The 14,457-nt window shown below is 44.2% G+C and carries 13 protein-coding genes; 7 read left to right on the forward strand and 6 right to left on the reverse strand.

Going from position 1 to position 14,457, the window contains the following annotated elements; genetic code table 11:
- The first annotated feature begins 2 nt into the window (after nt 1-2).
- Nucleotides 3-1,874 (forward strand): hypothetical protein, encoded by a 1,872-nt coding sequence (locus O3C43_09465; protein ID MDA1066717.1) that lies wholly within the window; start codon nt 3-5, stop codon nt 1,872-1,874.
- Nucleotides 1,875-1,913: 39 nt separating this feature from the next.
- On the opposite strand, the gene O3C43_09470 is transcribed toward O3C43_09465, so the two are convergent.
- Nucleotides 1,914-4,835 (reverse strand): hypothetical protein, encoded by a 2,922-nt coding sequence (locus tag O3C43_09470; GenBank protein MDA1066718.1) that lies wholly within the window; start codon nt 4,833-4,835, stop codon nt 1,914-1,916.
- A gap of 142 nt (nt 4,836-4,977) precedes the next feature.
- Between O3C43_09470 and O3C43_09475 the strand changes: the two genes are divergently transcribed.
- Nucleotides 4,978-5,889, forward strand: coding sequence for a glycosyltransferase family 2 protein (locus O3C43_09475; protein MDA1066719.1), 912 nt, complete (start codon nt 4,978-4,980; stop codon nt 5,887-5,889).
- 34 nt (nt 5,890-5,923) lie between these two features.
- Here the strand turns inward: O3C43_09475 and O3C43_09480 are convergent, their stop codons facing one another.
- Nucleotides 5,924-6,424 carry a hypothetical protein gene (locus O3C43_09480; GenBank protein ID MDA1066720.1) on the reverse strand — a complete coding sequence of 167 codons (501 nt, stop codon included), beginning with the start codon at nt 6,422-6,424 and terminating at the stop codon, nt 5,924-5,926.
- 50 nt (nt 6,425-6,474) lie between these two features.
- Nucleotides 6,475-6,747, reverse strand: a complete 273-nt coding sequence (locus O3C43_09485) for an HU family DNA-binding protein (GenBank protein MDA1066721.1) — start codon at nt 6,745-6,747, stop codon at nt 6,475-6,477.
- A gap of 641 nt (nt 6,748-7,388) precedes the next feature.
- Here O3C43_09485 and O3C43_09490 point away from each other — a divergent pair.
- The 3 genes from O3C43_09490 to rpmB all read left to right on the forward strand — a co-directional run bounded on the left by O3C43_09490 (nt 7,389) and on the right by rpmB (nt 8,493).
- Entirely contained in the window at nt 7,389-7,724 is a 336-nt protein-coding gene (locus tag O3C43_09490) for a rhodanese-like domain-containing protein (protein MDA1066722.1), read from the forward strand.
- Between the two features lie 75 nt (nt 7,725-7,799).
- Nucleotides 7,800-8,162, forward strand: coding sequence for a cupin domain-containing protein (locus tag O3C43_09495; GenBank protein ID MDA1066723.1), 363 nt, complete (start codon nt 7,800-7,802; stop codon nt 8,160-8,162).
- A 100-nt stretch (nt 8,163-8,262) separates the two neighbouring features.
- Nucleotides 8,263-8,493 (forward strand): 50S ribosomal protein L28, encoded by a 231-nt coding sequence (gene rpmB / locus O3C43_09500; GenBank protein MDA1066724.1) that lies wholly within the window; start codon nt 8,263-8,265, stop codon nt 8,491-8,493.
- Nucleotides 8,494-8,543: 50 nt separating this feature from the next.
- On the opposite strand, the gene O3C43_09505 is transcribed toward rpmB, so the two are convergent.
- Together O3C43_09505 and murJ are read right to left on the reverse strand one after the other, a co-directional pair.
- On the reverse strand, nt 8,544-9,518 hold the full coding sequence (locus tag O3C43_09505; protein MDA1066725.1) for a bile acid:sodium symporter: 975 nt from the start codon (nt 9,516-9,518) through the stop codon (nt 8,544-8,546).
- Between the two features lie 5 nt (nt 9,519-9,523).
- Nucleotides 9,524-11,083: a murein biosynthesis integral membrane protein MurJ gene (gene murJ, locus O3C43_09510; protein MDA1066726.1), complete on the reverse strand. Its 1,560-nt coding sequence runs from the start codon at nt 11,081-11,083 to the stop codon at nt 9,524-9,526.
- A gap of 133 nt (nt 11,084-11,216) precedes the next feature.
- Between murJ and O3C43_09515 the strand changes: the two genes are divergently transcribed.
- Entirely contained in the window at nt 11,217-12,248 is a 1,032-nt protein-coding gene (locus O3C43_09515; protein MDA1066727.1) for a phosphate acyltransferase, read from the forward strand.
- A gap of 10 nt (nt 12,249-12,258) precedes the next feature.
- Nucleotides 12,259-13,437, forward strand: a complete 1,179-nt coding sequence (locus O3C43_09520) for an AAA family ATPase (protein ID MDA1066728.1) — start codon at nt 12,259-12,261, stop codon at nt 13,435-13,437.
- 7 nt (nt 13,438-13,444) lie between these two features.
- On the opposite strand, the gene O3C43_09525 is transcribed toward O3C43_09520, so the two are convergent.
- Nucleotides 13,445-14,431 carry a hypothetical protein gene (locus O3C43_09525; GenBank protein MDA1066729.1) on the reverse strand — a complete coding sequence of 329 codons (987 nt, stop codon included), beginning with the start codon at nt 14,429-14,431 and terminating at the stop codon, nt 13,445-13,447.
- Between the last annotated feature and the right edge of the window lie 26 nt (nt 14,432-14,457).

The raw sequence follows: 14,457 nt of genomic DNA on the forward strand, positions 1-14,457 counted from the left end.
CAATGAAATTCAATTTTCTCAAAAAACCGCTAACCATAGAAATAGCGCTTACTCTCCTAACCTTTCTATTCCTGATTCCAAAACCTTACCTTACTATTCCTGCCCTGGATGCTTCCTGGCAGGTAACACTGGAGGAAGCTTTCTTTAAAAACTGGGAATTTGGGACTACCGTAAATTTCACAGGAGGGCCACTCAGTTTTCTGTATTCGCCAACTTCTTTAGGCTATTATGTCTTTTGGCAAATAGCCGCAGAGTCTCTGATACTTTCTCTAGCCATTTTTTTGATTTTCAGGGCTCTCAGGTCTCAGTCACTGTTGATAAAAGCGCTGGCATTTATTTGTATAATTCCAAGCGCTACGATGGGAAAGGATGGTATTTTCATGGCCTCAATTCTGGCCGCATCCCTGATCCTTCTAGATACAAAACACTTGAGATGGATTGCGAAAGGCATACCCACTTACCTGGCAATTTTAGGTTTAATGAAGTTTAGTTTCGCCACGCTCGGAATAGCCTGCATCGCGGTATTGGCCGTCGCTGCATACATTCAAAAAGATCATTCCAGGGCATATAAACTGGCAGGGACTTATTTAGTATCCTTTATTGGGATCTGGATTATCATTGGTCAGAACCCTCTCACTATTCCGGCATTTTTCATTAATTCATTGCAAATCTCCAAAGGCTATTTGTGGAACATGAATTTGCATGAGAATTCTAAAATATTTTATTTCCTCGTCTTTTATCTACTTCTGATATGCATCCCGATTTTGATCTATAGCCTTTGGAAGGGTAGAAAAGCAACAAACTGGATAACACTAATAATCGCTGCTGCGTCTATTTATTTATCCTGGAAAGCAGGCATTACACGAGCAGGTCCTCACTTGGCTTTCTTCCTTCAATCGGCCCCTGTAATTGTTCTATTACTATTCCCTATCGCAACGTCTAAAGCCCTCGGAAAACTTTGGCTGGCCTTGGCGGTGTCAGGCTACTTTGCAAGTTTAACCTGGATTTATCCGGGGGGCATAAAGCCGATTGCTACCAACACCTGGAACCTATTTAAAGGTAACCTGCATTTTTTGGTAAATCCAGATTCGTTAAACCAAACCTACACTAGGATTATTCCCATGGTTTTGGCTGAAAACGAACTTCCGGGAGTTAAAGAACTGGTGGGGAAAAGCAGTATCGATTTATTACATTTCCAACATTCCGTTTTGATTTTGAACGGATTAAATTTCCAACCCAGACCCACCATCCAAAACTACCATGCATTCAACCGCTATCTTTCAAAACTAAACCAGGCACATATCCGGAATAACCCTCCAGATTTTATTTTAGTCAGGTATGGATTGGTAGATCAAAGGTACCCGTACAGCGATGACGCTTTGTATAACCTGGAAGTATTTGAGAACTACAAACCGTCAATGGAGGAAAAAAACTACATGCTTTTGAAACGAACGGATGTGCCAAGAAAACTTGAGATGGGGTCCGCACTGATTGAAAAAACCATACAGTCTGGTGAGTATGTGGACATTGCCGAATTTTCTCAAAAGCTCTTGTGGCTCAAAGTTCATTACAACCCATCATTTCTTCACAAGCTTTCCTCGTTTTTTTATAAGCCGGAAGTTCTTGTCATAGGTCTAAACCTCGAAGATGGCACCAGTAGGAATTTTCGTTTGGTAGGTGGAAATCTTAATGAAGGATTCCTCCTTAATCCGTTAATGGAAGGAGATAAAGCCTTGTCGGATTTCCTAAATACGCACACTCCGATCACTAAAGTAAAAAGCTTTACCGTGGCTAGTATAGAAGGGAATTCATTTTTCCCAACAAAGTCATTCGCCTTGGAACTTAACGAATTAAAAAAAGAGGCGACCCCATAACGGGCCGCCTCGAGTAAAGTTAATTTGGATTATATAAGGTTACTCTGTAACTTCGTATATTTCTATTAGCCCGATGCCAGTGCTTCCGCTAGCTCCTGAAAGAATTGCGGTATAACCTCCAGGGTCCAGAGTTATGAGTAAAGCTGATTCCTTAGCATTAGCCGGAGGAAGCAAAGAAGAAACCATTCCTGCGTTGTCAGCGGACTGCCAATCATTATTTTCGGTCATCTTTGTAGCACCCGAAAAGAGTTCGAGCATTAGATCTCCTAAGACATTATTCACACCCGCTGCTGCCATACTTGGTCCAATTCCCCGAATAAGAACCTGCTTAGGTTTACTACCCAGGATGACGAACCCTCCGATTACTCTCTTATCATCCGTTCCTACAAGAGAACGGGTTGAAATATTGACCAGGTCGCCGGAAAGTCCTGCAGATTGATCGACATAAATTTCAATCGACCCTATTCCAGGCGGTCCATTGGTCGAAACGATAGCAGAATAGCTACCCGCAGGCAGAGTAAGAAGTAGCGCACTCTCACGTGCATTAAGATTTCCCAATCCAGTATCAATTATGGGTTGAATCTGCGTAAAATTGTCTAACCAATCATCATTTTCATCAACCAAGGATTGATCCGCATTGTTGATTATCTGAAGCGAAGGATCTTGAAGAAAACCTGGAACGGTAACTAAAGACGGACCCACCGCGCGAATAAGCACTCTCAGTGGTCCATTAAAAATAATGAATCCACCAATAAGAACCTCATCATTGAATCCGACGTAACCGCGGGTAGATAAATTTAATAATTCGCCCGAATTGGTATCATCATCGTAAATCAGAGCTTGAGCTTCGACAACATCACCTACCAACGCATTTTCACTGGGGTCAGATAACAAAAGTGAAACACGTTCGTTTAGCTCAGAGCTAAAATCATTTAAGAGAACTAAATTGGCAGTTTTAGGTTCCACATCTCCATCAGCCCAATTAAGAACGACACTGAGTTGAGTATAATCGACACCTGCGATAGCATCTGCATTCTCGGATCGTACTTGAACCGAAGCCTGACCGACACCATCGCCAAAGCGTTCAACAAGAATTTCAACAAGTCCACTTCCCTCTGTACCTGAATACAAAGTACGATTAAATTCGAACCAGGTTCCAGGCTCGGCCTCATCATCAGAGATGGTAATCGTTTGGATGCTATTTTCTCCCGCCACTGAACCATCTCCAATGTCGCTTAATTGAATTGAGAAACTTTCATTTCCTTCAAAAAGCAGATCATCAAGTATAGTTAGCACGATAAATTTATCAGCACCATCTCCATCAGCCCAATTCAGCTCGCCAACTTGATTTACAAAATCGATCGAGGCCATGGCAACCCCTTCGATTGTTTGGTAGCTAACCGACACAGCACCCGTCGCTCCACCAATTCTTTGGACAGCAACATTAAGGGTCCCCGCACTTTCAGGGATAGACTGAATTGAAGAGGCAAAAACTACAGTCCCTTGACTCGCCACGTCATCGTCCTCAATGACCACATTGATTGCTGAAGATTCATTCAAGATTTCGGGAATTGATGCAGCTAAGCTTATGACAAACGACTCATCACTTTCAAAGACCCCGTCATCTATGATAGGAAAAGAAATAAATTTATTCTGCACGTCGCCATCACTCCACTGAAGCACACCGTCGACTCCGGTAAAGTCACTTCCTCGAACAGCGGTGGAGTCCGTGAATGAATAGCTAACCTCCAGTTCCCCAGATGAACCTCCGATTCTAGAAACTGAAACGAATGCAACACCGACTGATTCCTCAACAGTCAATATTCCCGTAGTAAAACCTACGGTCCCAGCACTACTGATTTCATCGTTATCTTGAATTGTGATGATCGCGGTTGACTGTCCTAAATCAGCGTCGCCTACCAAATTTGAGAGAATCAGATTAAACGTTTCGTCAGATTCATCCATTTGATCTTCCAGAATAGTTATCGTTACAGATCGTGGAGTCGTCGACCCGGCACCCCAGTTTAGGAATCCACTCGATCCAATATAGTCAGTTCCATTTGCAGCCGATCCATCAGAGGTTGCATATTGTACTGATACGCTGCCCAGACTTCCACCCGTTCTTTGGGCGACAAGCTCCACTTCCAAACCTCCTTCCGATTTCTGAATTGAGCTCACATTCCATCCAATAGTACCTGGCGAGGATTCATCATCTTCAATAATCACACGGACCTGACCTTGCGACCCGAGTTCGGCTGAGTTTGGATCACTCAACTGAACGGTAAATTCTTCATCTGATTCTGACTGCGTATCGTTGGTGATATTTATGAAAACGCTTTTCTGCACCTCGCCGGCCAAAAAGTTGAGAGTCCCACTTTTTGATTGAAAATCAAAAACGGGTGACGCGGTCCCTCCTGTGGTATTGTAATCAACGGATGCGGAAAAACCCGTACCACCAGATCGGGTAGCAATCAATTCAACAGAGCTTGCATCCTCTCCAACACGAACAACCCCCTCCGACCATTCAATGGTAGCAACATCATCATCTTGGATGGTAATGGTGAGGTCTTTGTTACTTCCAATAATCGTCCCAGTGTTTGGATTGAATAACTGCAGAAGAAACGTCTCCGGACCTTCTTTTTGAAAGTCCTGATTGATGCGAATTGAAACCGTTAATTCTTCTTTTCCGCCAGTAAATAATGCCTGACGATTATTGATCGATTGGTAATCAAACCCGGAGGTGGCAGTTCCTGCAACTGTTTGGTAAAAAATGCTAGCCAATCCAGTTAAACTTCCGCTTCGTAAAAGAGTGACATCAACTGTTCCACTTGATTCATCCACTGTGATAGCGGGATCCTTCCATTCAATCTCTGCGGACTGAGCGAATGAAAAAACACTTGAGGCAAAAAGGACGACTACGACTCCAAAGAGCCGATCCTTGAATTTGGTGAACGATTTCAACGGTTTTAATATTCAAGCGTAAGGTGATTGAGAGCCTGTAATTATCAACGGCAATGGATTTTTTGACACTTTCATTACTTCGCCTAAGCACCTGGAAAACAAAAGGATTGCACCTCAGGATTTGAGCTAAAACATGACTCCGATGCCGTTGCTCGACCAACCCAAAGTATCCTTTATCGTTCCACTGTATAATCGATTGGACTGCACCCAGGCCTTACTTGAGAGCTTCATCGCAACGATTCATTCAGTCAGCTTTGAACTTATCTTCGTAAATGATTGTAGCGATGACGGAAGTAGAGAGTTCCTGGATGCCCGCCGAAGTGAAAGGATAGTTGTATTGCACAATGAGAAACGCATGGGTTATGCGAAATCCGTTAACCGTGGAGCAGTAAATGCAACTGGCGAATTTCTCGGTTTGTTAAACAATGATTTGGTCCTGACTGATGGATGGTTGGAACCCATGCTCGAATGCTTCAATAAAAAACTAAAAGTTGGAACGGTTGGAAATATTCAGCGAAATATTAACACCAGAAGAATCGATCATGCAGGTATCATTTTCGACCTCGTAGGACTTCCCGACCACTACGGGAAAAACTACCCATTTATTCCAACATTCGACTATCGGGATTTCCCGGCTGTAACCGGGGCTTGTATGTTGATTCGCAGATCACTGTTTGAAGAGATGCAGGGTTTCGATGAATCCTACCTCAATGGTTGCGAGGATGTGGATCTTTGCTTACGGATTGGGCAAAAGGGTTACCGGAATATCGTCGCCGGGCAAAGTACCGTTTGGCACCATGTCAGTGCATCTCCAGGGAGACGAGACAATGACCAATCGAATAATAAGAAACTCTTAAAAAGATGGGGCGAAGACTTGAAAAGCCACGGTCAACGAAATTGGCCATTTCAATACTTGATGCGCTATTGGAATAAACCCTGGCTTTTCAATGGTACTAAGCTCATCGATGCGTTGCTTCGCATCGTAAAACTTAGATCAGGTGATTCGCCATGGGCTATTGAAAAACGTCGGCGAATTCTGGCACACGAATCATGACACAAATGGACGACCATTTTTCCTATCGAAATCGTTAGGCCCAATACTCGTTTAACCCACCAGAGCGGCCCAGAACTGGATCTTGGGGAGGCAACGGAAGTGCATCGATATTTTCGAGTACCGTAGGACGCTCGTCAGCTTTGCCATAGCGCATATCACACAAAAATCCGCGAGGATATCCACCGACAACCGCAAAGTCAGAACTGGATCCTTTGTTAAAATGACCAACACCGGCAGGAATCAATAATACGTCACCAGCACGAACTGGAAGCAGAATGCCTTTTTCACCTCCCATCAGAACTTCGGCCTCGCCATGGTAACAAGCTAGAACTTCATGGGAAGTACTGTGGTAATGGTGAAAGGCATAGATTCCATTTCTCCAGAATCCGGACCATCCATGATTCTCAAAAACACGCTCAATAATTTGGGCAGGATTCGAAACACCAACATCCATCGCTTTTGAATAGACTAAAAGCGGAAGAGCATTATTCGGAATCGAGCCATCGTCCGAAAAATAATATGCATATATTTTCACAAAAAAAAGGCCGGAAAATCCGGCCTTTTAAAATTTACTGGTAGTTGGTTCTATTGAACCGCATCTTTAAGAGCTTTCCCTGGAGAAAACTTAACCGCATTACGCGCAGGAATCTGGATTTCAGCTCCGGTTTTTGGATTGCGGCCTACACGCGCATTACGGCGGGAAACGGTAAAATTGCCGAATCCGACAAGAGATACTGCATTTCCAGAAGCAAGAGCACTGGTGATTACACTAAGAGCAGAGTCAAACGATTTGCTAGCGTCGGCTTTTGATAGCCCGGTTTGGTCTGAGATAGCGTCAACAAGATTTGCTTTATTCATTTTGGGTGCCTTTCGATATTATAGGTTTGGATTTTATGTTGGGTAAGTAATTCCTTAAACAAGGCGAATTTTAATCCGATGACAAGCGTGTTTTCGGGGTTTTCGGCCTGTTCAGGCCAAAAAAGTGGCGAAAGTTAGCGGAAAATCAGGAATTTGATCTCCAACAATGCACTTTTCATCAAAACCTCTCAAAATCCATTGGTGACACCCTGACGGTAAATCAGCTTACATTGTCCATAAAATCAGGAGAAATACTTGGTTTACGTGGAGCAAATGGTGCTGAAAAATCAACCACTTTGCAAACCTGCCATCGAATCTCACTGTAATTAAAAATCTAATAGTGTTCGCCGGGATCAAGCCGCCGAGTCGCTTGCCTCGGCAGTAATCTACTCTGTTGAAACGCCACCAAAAACGATCCAATATGTGGTATGTTGTTTCCCGAGAGCCTATATATTCGAAGGCATGTGTGAATTCATCCTAACGGGCATCATGGATTGGTAAACTATTTTTTACTCTGCTCTTCTCAACCTGGTATATTTGGTATTCGCTGCTGAAATATTCATATGGATGTTTACCAAGGCAAGAAAGCTTGGTTTACTAACCAAGATTGCGACTCAATAAATAGAACTCAAAATAGTACCATGAAATCTCGAATAACCATTTCTATCCTAATATTCGTTGGATTAGCTTTTTCTTCCTGTACCAAAAAAACAGATGAAGTCTGGATCGATGTCCGCACCCTGGAAGAGTTTGATTCGGGTCATTTGGAGGAAGCATTCCATATACCGCATGAGCAAATTGCCGACTGTATTAGCGAAGTTACTGCCAACAAAGACGCAATCATTCACCTTTACTGCCGAAGTGGTGGTCGCGCAGGAAGAGCAAAAACTGCGCTGGAAGAATTAGGGTTCATCAATGTATTAAACGACGGTGGCTATGAGGAGATCCTTAAAAGTCGCCAAGGAACCGAACTTTGATTTAGCCAAAATGATTTTTGCCCACGATCAACCAATTCGGGGATTCAATCACCAGGGACATTTATAGTTTTAATCATGAACATTACAAAAAATAAGAATTTTGAAATAGAACACTTTGACCAAATAGACGGAGTGCCCTGCCCTTGCGGAACGTCGAAACGTGCGTTTTTCTCACCCGATAACCCAACAGCTACCGTGCATCGCGTAGATATCTCGACAGACGCACAAACGCACTATCATAAGATAATCACTGAGTTTTACATAATCCTGGAAACAGAAGACGGGGCTTATATGGAATTGGATGGGCAGAAATTTCCAGTAAAGCCAATGAGCACCATCATGATAAAACCAGGCTGTAGACACCGTGCAGTAGGTAAAATGCAAATCATCAATTTCGCAGTCCCTTCCTTTGACCCAGAGGACGAATGGTTCGATTGATCGTCTAAATAATTTTAAGGGATTTGAGTCCAAATAACGCTTGCAATTGGGACTCTCAGACCTACTTTCCTCCCCTTTACTTCGAAACTCGATACGAGCAATGTCTAGAATTTGTGCAATAACAGGTAAACGACCCGTCACCGGTGGATCTATTTCACGGAAGGGTCAAAGCAAGAAAAGCGGCGGAATTGGTACTCACGTTACCAAGTCAAACAAACGTGTGTTCCGCCCAAACCTACAACGCAAACGCGTTCGCTTGCCTAACGGCACTATAAAGCGCCTTTGGATTTCTGCAAAAGCACTGAAATCCGGAAAAGTTGAAGTCGTTTAAAAAACAACTCAACCAAGCAATTTCTAAGCCCGGCTACCCAGCCGGGCTTTTTATTGCCCAGGTTTTTGGATTCGGCTGATGAGCAAGGCACCCAGAATCAATTGAACCGGATGAAAGATAATCAACGGGAGCAAAATAATCCCAAACGACGGGTCACTTCCAAAAAGAGAAATCCCCAAAGGCACACCGGTAGCCAGTGTCTTTTGGGTAGCACAAAACAAGATTGCGATCCTGTCGCCTTCATTAAACTTCAGTAATTTGACCAGAAAAATGCACAGGCCGGTCATTAAAACAAAAAGCACAATACAAAGTACAGTGGTGATAATCACCAATTCATCGGCTTGATCATCCCAGATCCCATCAACAACCGAGTCCGAGAATGCAGCAAATACGATGAAAACGATGACAACCTGACTAAAATGGCCAATCGCCGGGCGGACCTTATTCAACGCGGCCTTGAAAAATACATGGGCAACTTGTCCCAAAAACAGAGGGAGCAAAATTAACTTCGAAAGATTCAATAAAACGGCTCCGAGGTCTCCCATCTGATTCAGTTCGGTATGAATGAGTACCGCCATCCACAACGGGGAAAGAAACACTCCGATCACGTTCGCCACCGTTGTGTTAAACAGAGCGACCGAAGTACTCCCGCGGGCTTGGGATGTAAACACGATGGCTGAGGATATTGTGGTGGGAAGAACAGCCATAAAGAGAAAACCAACCCTTAAGGGCTCGCTCATAAACGGTGACCAAAACAAGCCACCAACAATGAACACCAAAGGGAAAATCAGAAAAATAAATACCTGGGTGAACAAATGCGCTCGCCAGTGTAACATTGACTTGGTGAGTAATTCAGTGGGAAGCACCCATCCTTGAAGAAAAAAGATAAGGACGATCCCGATTTTAGTGGTAACTTCTGATTTAAGAACACCGCCAGCTTCACCCCAATGAGGGAAAAAGAATGCCAGGATTACGGCAATAACAAGACCTAAAAGAAGCCATTGTTTACTGAGAAAACTCCGCATCTTATTTAGGTATTTTTCCTTCCAAACATTCGGGCAGACAATCGAGGAATCTCATCTATTTCACTAAACTTCAATACCCATAGAACTCCAAAATAAATGAGGACGGCCAAAGGAATCACAACCAACACCAACACCGCCGCTTCACCTTTGTCCGTAAACGGCAGATAAATAATCCCTAGTGTTAATAGCTTGATTGCCCCAACCATAACGGCCGATCCACCAAGAATCTTGAGTATATCCGATAATAGATCTCTAACCAAATTACTTTTAAGTTTCTGGGATAGCATCCCGGTAAGAAGAATCGTTTGACCAAAAATCGCCAATACATTGGCAAGAGCCAACCCGACAATACCAAGCGGCCACATAAGGGCCAGGCTTAGGACTATATTGAGAACAAAGCTGAAAAGCGCCACTTTCATGGGAGTTGTAGTATCTTTATAGGCGTAAAATCCACGAATCATCAGAGCTACCATCGAGTAAAGTGGTAGTCCTATGGCGAACACCTGCAAAAGTGGCAGTGTGATGGCAGTATCCGAAGCATTGAACGCACCCCATTCAAATAAGAATCGAAGAATAGGCTCCCCCAATACAAAGAAACCTACCGTCGCTGGAATCGTAATCGCGAACATCAGTCGCATCGATTGCTTAAATACCAGGGCAAATTCGCTGGTATTTTTACGCGAAGCGCATTTCGAAAATGCAGGAAAATACACCGTCGCTATTGCGATCGTAAAAATACCCAGGGGAAATTCCACCAGGCGATTAGCCAAGTAATAAATGGACACAGCGGATTCGTCCAAAAAATGCGCTAGCGACCTGGAGATAAGGATATTTATTTGAATAACCGAGGCTCCCAAAATCCCGGGTAGCAACAGGCGGATAAAATCCCTCACCTCGGGACTTGGCTTAAAATCCAACTCAAACCGCCAACCTTCCCGCCTCAATGCGATCCACGGAATCATTAACTGAAGAAACCCACCGAAAAGCATACCGGCGCAGAGCCAATACATGCGGTAAAGAGGAACTTCACTTGCAAAATATCCGATTCCTCCGAGAAACAAAATTATCGACAGATTCAACCAGACTGCTGTGAGTGCCGGAATCGCAAATCGATGGAGCACATTTAACGCTGCAGCCAAAGCAGCAGCCAGACAGACAAAGGCCATGTATGGGAAAAGAAGAACGCCAAGAAGCATAGCGAGGTCCCATCGCTCCGGCAGCCCCGGTAATTTCCCAACAACAATCATGGCAAGACTACCCACCGCCACCAGAGCAAAGAGCAAAGTCATCACCCGACTTAGGATTTTGTTAAATAACCAAAACAAACGATGATCTCCATACTGCTCACGCTGATCAGTCAGAAGGGGCAAAAGCGCGGCTGTCAGCGCACCTTCACCTAACAGCCGACGAAACAAATTGGGGAAAGTGAAGGCTAAAATAAATGCGGAGTTGAGAACTGAACTGCCGAAGATGGAAAAAACCAGGATATCCCGAAACAACCCCAACACGCGTGATCCGACGGTGGATGAGGATACAACAATGACATTCAAAAAGCGGGATGACATATCTTTTCTCAGGACCATGAAACAAAGCTCCAACAAGTAGAACTTAAAAATGGTTCTATCTCTGATTAGTTTTCATTTTTATTGAGCTTGGCTATCAAATGCCTAGCTCTAAGCATTCTCCCGATTTTACGGCATGAGGTTCATCAACAAACTTACCCAACAATTACAGCGTCATCCCAAGCGCATCGTGTTTCCAGACAGCATGGACCATAGGGTCCTTCAGGCGGCTCGACAATTTGCAACCAAACGATTGGGCGCACCTATCTTGATCGGCGAAAGACAGAAAATTAAGGAGACTGCCCTACAACTAGGCATCAATATGGATAATATTCGCCTCATAAATCCCGAACGCAGCGAGGAACTGGAAAAGTTTGCCGAACAGTATTTCCAAAGTCGCAAAGGAAAGGGGATAACGGAGGAAGAGGCTTTGGAAACGGTGAAAATGCCAAACTATTTCGCATCCTTGATGCTGGCCAATTCTCAAGCGGATGGATTGGTATTTGGAGCAGGCACTCCGGCATCCAACGCACTCATTTCATTGTTTCGAACCATTCCTTTACGGGAAAATGTGAAAACTGCGTCGAGCGTTCTTATCCTTGATCTGGAGGATAAGCAGGAATTCGGAATCGACGGGGGATTGTTTCTTTCCGATTGCGCGGTTTTACCAGACCCCAATGCAGAGCAATTGGCCGATATGGTCATTTCGTCTGCAAGCCTGGCTTACCATCTGACGGGAGAAATTCCCCGAGTCGCATTGTTAAGTTACAGCACTCATAGTGGGAACTCATCCGATCCGACCGTAACAAAAATGAAAGTCGCCACAGACCTCGCCAGAGAAAAAGCCAAAAGCCTGGATTTTCCGATCAGGATCGACGGCGAAATCCAAGCAGATGTTGCGCTGGATAGATACGCAGCCAAACAGAAGGGTGTTGGGGGTGAGATTGCAGGTCAGGCAAATGTGCTCATCTTCCCCAATCTTCATAGTAGTAACATTGCAGCTAAGATGGTTACGATTTTAGCTGGAGGCTACGGCTATGGACAAATCATGACCGGTCTGAGCAAGCCGGCTGCTCAAGTGTCTCGCGGAGCCAGTGCGCATGATATTTTTGCAACTTCTGTAATTGTTGGAGCTCAAGCGACTAATCGTGAGTTTTTACTGACTTAATTTTCGTCTAATGGAAAAACCTGATCCAATAAATTCGGCCTTAAGCAAAGCGAGCTCAAAAGGAGAGAATCGCCTGATAAAACCGACAAACAAAGAGACAAAGCGGATCTTTGTAGCCGCCACCCGGATGAACGACGGTAAGACGACTACTTGTCTTGGTCTCTTTGCTTCGCTTCTCAAAGAGTTTTCCAGGGTAGGCTTTATTAAGCCGATCGGACAACGCTTTCTACAGGTTCAAGGTCACGATATTGATGAAGATTCATTCCTGTTAGATTCGATTTATCACGTGTCCACTCCCATTTCCGCGATGTCTCCCATTGCAGTAGACGGAAATTTCACCCGTCGATACCTGGACAACCCTGATACCATCCTGGAAAAAACTATACACGAAATCTGCCATGCTTTTGACCGAGCTGCCTGGGAGAAGGATTGTATTCTGATTGAAGGGACCGGACATGCGGGAGTCGGCTCTGTTTTTGATTTATCCAATGCAAAAGTAGCGAAACTACTCGATGCCAAAGTTATCATCGTTGCCCAAGGTGGCATTGGACGTCCTGTCGACGAAATCGCTCTCAACAAAGCGCTGTTCGACAAGGAAGGATTGGAAGTTGTTGGAGCGATTCTGAACAAGGTCGAAGAATCAAAAATTGCCATGGTTAAAGACTATGCCGGCAAAGGCCTGGAACGTCTGGGCGTTCCTTTACTGGGAGTCCTGCCCAAGAAAAAAGTATTAAGCGCCCCTAATCTCTCCCAAGTAGCGAAAGAAATTAAAGGCAATTGGATCAACGGCCAGCTACATGGTTCAAAGCAGAGGATCACCCGAGTAGTTATTGGCGCGATGACCGCCAAACACATCATTGATTACCTTTCCCCGGGAACGCTAATCATCGCGCCTGGCGACCGTGATGACATATTGTTATGGGCCATTGCCAGCGCCAATATTTCAGGAGAACGACTGATCTCAGGTATTATTTTGACCGGGGATCTGTCTCCCCATCCCAAGATTCTGGACATGCTGGCATCCACAGACATACCTGTTATTTCAGTTGAACGAGATAGCTATGAAGTAGCATCCATCATCAACAATATGACTGTGAAGACCGAACCACAAGATCTGGATAAAATTCCCATCATCAAGGAAATGGTCTTGGATAACGTAGATATTTCTCAGATCATAAAGGCGTTTTAAAGACAACCTAAGGACAAATTAATTTAAGAATTCGGTCCGTCTCAAATGATAGTTGCTGGGCATCGAGCATGTCTTGATTCCATTGATGCACAGCGGTTTGGTATCCGCTGAGGTCATCTTCCATAATAGCGATTAAAACATTATTGAGGGAGTGACAGGCGTTAAAATAATATGGGTGTATTGAAATCGCCATTAACTCCAATTCCATTTGCTTATCCTTAAATAAAGAGCTGACGAAGGAAAAGCTTCGATATAAAAACCAGGTGTCCAAACTGAGTATTTTTAATTGATTGTTTTGTGTGACTTCCATCGTGACTAAATCTTCTAATGCTTTGAGGGAATGCGATTCGGTCCAGCACACAGCAGACTCAATTGACAGGGTTTCATCAACAAAGGTTTTCCAGAGAAGTTCTAACTCCGCACCATTCAGGCCCGGGAAACGAGGTGTGAAAAACAGTTGAAGTTGAGTCCAATCATAACCGTTCGACCAAAACTGAAGCAATCGAGTTTGAAATACCTCCTGCTCAAGTCCTCCTGATTTCAGGAAGCGAAAAATAAGAAAGTCCCACCCAATATCCATAGTCCGGTCATAGGTTTGGATCTTCTGAGCCATAGTTGGGATCGCCTGATCTATTAGTCTACGTTTGATCAGCGTTAGTAGCTGAGGACTACCGTCTGAAGAACCCTCGATAAGAATTGTATTTACCAACCATAAAGGTGGAGGAGTTTCATTGCCTTTCCAAAGAGCGTATCGTGTAAGTAGAACGCGGGCTAACCACTCAGCTTTTTCATTTTGTGGCGATCCGTTGATAAGTCGAAGGCTTACATTTCCCTTGGAGCTCTTGCTTACCTGAGGTACGCCACTTTCGGCTAATTGCACCAAAATGCGTTCAGGGAATTTTTCAGGCCAATCAAATACCAAGGCACAACCGGCAATTACGGTTCGACATATTCCGTCTACCTCCTGTAGCTCCGAAATATCGAAGCCAACCATGTCACAATACCTATTCGAAATCCTCT

It is taken from the genome of Verrucomicrobiota bacterium (genome assembly GCA_027622555.1).
In the GTDB taxonomy this organism is placed as follows: domain Bacteria; phylum Verrucomicrobiota; class Verrucomicrobiia; order Opitutales; family UBA2995; genus UBA2995.

Coding starts and splice junctions, on each gene's coding strand:
- O3C43_09475 (MDA1066719.1), top strand. CDS start 4,978: ATGCCGTTGCTCGACCAACCCAAAGTATCCTTTATCGTTCCACTGTAT.
- O3C43_09490 (MDA1066722.1), top strand. CDS start 7,389: ATGAAATCTCGAATAACCATTTCTATCCTAATATTCGTTGGATTAGCT.
- O3C43_09525 (MDA1066729.1), bottom strand. CDS start 14,431: ATGGTTGGCTTCGATATTTCGGAGCTACAGGAGGTAGACGGAATATGT.
- O3C43_09505 (MDA1066725.1), bottom strand. CDS start 9,518: ATGCGGAGTTTTCTCAGTAAACAATGGCTTCTTTTAGGTCTTGTTATT.
- murJ (MDA1066726.1), bottom strand. CDS start 11,083: ATGTCATCCCGCTTTTTGAATGTCATTGTTGTATCCTCATCCACCGTC.
- O3C43_09495 (MDA1066723.1), top strand. CDS start 7,800: ATGAACATTACAAAAAATAAGAATTTTGAAATAGAACACTTTGACCAA.
- O3C43_09515 (MDA1066727.1), top strand. CDS start 11,217: ATGAGGTTCATCAACAAACTTACCCAACAATTACAGCGTCATCCCAAG.
- rpmB (MDA1066724.1), top strand. CDS start 8,263: ATGTCTAGAATTTGTGCAATAACAGGTAAACGACCCGTCACCGGTGGA.
- O3C43_09465 (MDA1066717.1), top strand. CDS start 3: ATGAAATTCAATTTTCTCAAAAAACCGCTAACCATAGAAATAGCGCTT.
- O3C43_09485 (MDA1066721.1), bottom strand. CDS start 6,747: ATGAATAAAGCAAATCTTGTTGACGCTATCTCAGACCAAACCGGGCTA.
- O3C43_09520 (MDA1066728.1), top strand. CDS start 12,259: ATGGAAAAACCTGATCCAATAAATTCGGCCTTAAGCAAAGCGAGCTCA.